Annotated in this window: 1 protein-coding gene and 1 pseudogene; both read right to left on the bottom strand. The window is 32.3% G+C overall.

Features of this window, described 5'->3' with window-relative positions; translation table 11 throughout:
• Positions 1–94: 94 nt before the first annotated feature.
• Positions 95–1042, bottom strand: a pseudogene (locus tag EXN75_RS18720) (acyltransferase); the annotation flags it as partial.
• A 30-nt stretch (positions 1043–1072) separates the two neighbouring features.
• Positions 1073–2002: a glycosyltransferase family 8 protein gene (locus EXN75_RS17260; protein WP_134844743.1), complete on the bottom strand. Its 930-nt coding sequence runs from the start codon at positions 2000–2002 to the stop codon at positions 1073–1075.
• Positions 2003–2206 lie beyond the last annotated feature (204 nt).

Genomic DNA, 2206 nt, shown 5'->3' with positions numbered 1-2206 from the left:
AATTTTGCATTCATAACAGTTACTCTTTAAATCGTTGTTTTTTTGTTCTTTAGCGATTACAAAGATACAACTTTTTATCGAGAAACTGTTATTTTTACCCTACTATTTTGGGGTGGGAAACTTTAGTAAAATAATAAGTATATTTATTTGTGCTAAATATATAGACCAATAGAGAACATAATATAAATACTATGATTGGCAATAAAAAGCAATTATGAAAAATGCTATTTAATAGTCTTATCACTACACCTTGAAAAAGATAAATACCTAATGAGTTTTTTCCTATATAAGTTATGAATTTATTGGATTTCATTTTTTTGGAACACAAGAAAGCCACAAGACTTAATGTTGACAAGACAACAAATGGTGACTGATACCCACCAGGAACCAAATCACTTGTTTCAAAGAAACTATGAATAGACCTATCTAACAATAGATAATTAAACAAAACCTGCATAGCAATAAACATAACAAACATTGCAAATATCTTTTTTCTTGAGAACTTTGATCCAATACCATATTGTATTATCCAAAAGCCCAATATATAATATATAAGCCCCCAACTTCCCCACAAGGAGAAAGGATGAAGATTAAATGGTATTTTAAAAGCGATAATATTTAATGTAAATATTGTGAAGACCAACGATAACAGCAAAATATGCACCTGCGTCTTATTCTTTATATATGCATATATAAGAGGATTAAAGATATTCAAACAGAAAAGTTCTTCAAGATACCATAAATGGTCACCTTTAAGAGGCTTTCCAATCTGATGATATATATCCCTGAAACTCACAATATTCTCATGCAAAGTTAAACTTCCTACATACGAGTACAATAATCCCCATGTTAATATCAATACGAATAATTTCAAATTCTTTCGAATTAGGTAAACATAAGAATACTCCTTTCGCAACATTAACGCTCCATTAATACAAAAGAAAATTGGAACACACATGCTTAAAAATGAAGCTGTGATACAATCATGAAAAATTCCGCAATGATAAATGATAACTAATGAAATGGCTAGGGTCTTTAAATAATCTAAAGATGGGTTTCTTCCCCCCCCCTATTAACAATCAAAGGCATATTCATAATGTTTTAGGCCACAACTGTTCAAGAACTGTTTAAGTCTTGATTTTAACAAATTAAAAGCGCCTTGATATCCTTTGGAATACCCATATCTTTCATCCGTCCATGGAGTCAATGAATGGTATTTCCAATAATATTCCTTCAATGGAAACAAGCAGTCTTTAAACCATGGTTTACACGAATCAATATAGTGGATTATCACTGCATTTGTTTTATACTCTTCTATATCTTTTCTATAGCGAATCGGTATGTTGCGACCATGATGAAGCCAATAATAACTGAACATATTGTATACGATCGGCAACTCATAGATATGGCCTTGACAAACCTTGTTCATTACGTCTTGTTCTCCAAATTCTATGACTTCACGATTTGCAGGATCATTAAAAAAGGCAAAACATTTCTGGCGTACTTTTTCTTCTCTCCATTTTGCTAAATTAAACCATACTAAGCCGGCACATCCATAAAAAGAATCAGACGACAAACCTAAACGCTCCTTATGTTTTTCTGCACCTTGTTCGTCGGTAGTCTCTGCAATCCAATAATCAACCATTTCAATGTGTTCTATTGCCTTTAAACTCCCAAGACAAATCATGTCTGCATCAACATATAGAATTTTGTCAACTGTTGGAAACAAATCGGCTGCATATAGTTTTAATGAAGGAAAAATTCCCCACTTACCACATACAGATAAATCTATATCCAAATCATTAGGATTTACAACCTTAACATCAAGTGTGTGCCCATATCTTTCGACAAAGTCTTTCAGCTTTGCATTGTTTTTTCCAGAAATATCTGTTGCCATGACATGGACAATGAATTCCACGTCTTTATTATTTTCAAAGATAGAAGCTAATGTTGTGGCAACATGTGGGATATAAGTATCATTGGATGCAAATAATAGATGCATAGCGTATTATTGGTTTATGAATTTTTTACAATCAGTTATAAGCTTGCCTGCTATTAATCTCCAGTCTTCTTTGTTTTCCTTAATTCCGCAACACTATAGTTTAACATTATTTATAAGTGCCTGAGCAACAAAAAGTTGCCCAGGATTTTGCCATGTCAGAATTTTCACTTACCTTAGTGTTGCGAAAAGAAGACAAGCAAAACT

The sequence above is a fragment of the Segatella hominis genome, assembly GCF_004535825.1.
Classification (GTDB): domain Bacteria; phylum Bacteroidota; class Bacteroidia; order Bacteroidales; family Bacteroidaceae; genus Prevotella; species Prevotella hominis.
This window is presented reverse-complemented; position numbering and strand designations above follow the sequence as displayed.